General features: G+C 68.0%; 1 protein-coding gene. It reads right to left on the bottom strand.

Going from position 1 to position 1,526, the window contains the following annotated elements:
• Positions 1–302: 302 nt before the first annotated feature.
• Positions 303–1,478 carry an ABC transporter ATP-binding protein gene (locus ACFE99_RS24955; RefSeq protein ID WP_375489540.1) on the bottom strand — a complete coding sequence of 392 codons (1,176 nt, stop codon included), beginning with the start codon at positions 1,476–1,478 and terminating at the stop codon, positions 303–305.
• Positions 1,479–1,526 lie beyond the last annotated feature (48 nt).

Genomic DNA, 1,526 nt, shown 5'->3' with positions numbered 1-1,526 from the left:
CTGCCCGGTCGCGTACTCGCTGGTGAGACTGAGCACGCCGAGGATGCCGACCGCGAGGACCGGGTACTCCAGCCAGGCCGTGAAGACCGATGCCACCGGGTCACCGATCGGGGACTGGCTGCTCGACCGCTCAGAGATGGCGACGATCGCACTGCCGCCGATCGCGGTGACGGCCGCGATGACCAACAGCCAGAACGTCGATCGGACCGATCTGATCTTGGTCCACTCCGAGGCGATCACCTCGGCGACGCGGGTCGTGATCGCCGGGGTCCTCTCGGTTGCCGTGGTCTCGGGGAGGACCATCAGGAAGGCACCGTTTCCTTGCCCGTGGAGGCGCCCGCGGGATAGTCCACGCTTGCCTCGGTGAGGTCGAGGTATGCCTGCTCAAGCGTCGCGTGCCTGGGCGTCAGCTCGTGGACCGGGATTGTGTGTTCGGCGGCGAGGTCGGCGATCGTCGGGGCGTCGAGGCCGGTAACCGCGAGCCCATGGTCGCCGTCTGCGGTGACGGTGGCGCCGTGGCTGGTGAGCAGGGTGGTGAGCGCGGCTATCTGCGGGGAGCGGACCAGGACATCGGACCGGGCGTTGGACTCGATGAAGCGCTCGACGGATGTGTCGGCGAGCAGCCGGCCGCGGCCGATGATGACGAGATGGTCGGCCGTCAGCGCCATCTCGCTCATCAGGTGGCTGGAGACGAACACGGTGCGGCCCTCGGCCGCGAGGGTCTTGAACAGCTCGCGGATCCAGTGAACGCCCTCGGGGTCCAGGCCGTTGACCGGCTCGTCGCAGATGAGGATCGGCGGATCGCCGAGCAGCGCGAGCGCGATCCCGAGCCGCTGCTTCATCCCGAGCGAGAAAGACCCGACCGGCCGCTGGGCGACGGTCTCCACCCCGGTCAGGTCGAGAACTTCACGCACTCGACGTTTGCTGATCCCGTTGCTCTGAGCAACGGACCGAAGGTGTTGCCAGCCGCTGCGTCCTGGGTGCATGGCGTTGGCGTCCAGCAGCGAGCCGACCTGGCGCAACGGCCGGACGATCTGGCCGTAGACGCGGCCACCGATCAGAGCACTCCCGGAGGTCGGTGCGTCGAGCCCGAGGATGACGCGCATCGTGGTTGACTTCCCTGCGCCGTTCGGCCCGAGGAAGCCGGTGACCCGCCCTGGCTGCACTGTGAAGCTCAGGTCGTCCAGTGCGGTGAGCGAACCGAACCGCTTGGTGAGCCCTTTGACCTCGATTGCGTCCGCCAGCCCGGCAAGAGCCGCCACAGGAGCGGGATGGCTGCGATGGGGCGCTCCTTGTGGCGGGCGAGGTTCATGCGCCGCGTGGTCACGGGTCTTGCCGATGCTCAGGTAGACGATCCCGCCCAACGGGATCGAGATCACGCAGATGACCGTCCACGCCCACTTCGGCAGGTAGCGAACCGCCTCGGCCCGGCAGAGGTTGATCAGGCAGAACGCCTCAAAGCAGACCGCCACCACCACGATCGCGGCCAGAACGGTGGCGTTCATGGGTGCTCGGGTAGGCCGAGC

Source organism: uncultured Mycobacterium sp. (assembly GCF_964249325.1).
Classification (GTDB): Bacteria; Actinomycetota; Actinomycetes; order Mycobacteriales; family Mycobacteriaceae; genus Mycobacterium.
This window is presented reverse-complemented; position numbering and strand designations above follow the sequence as displayed.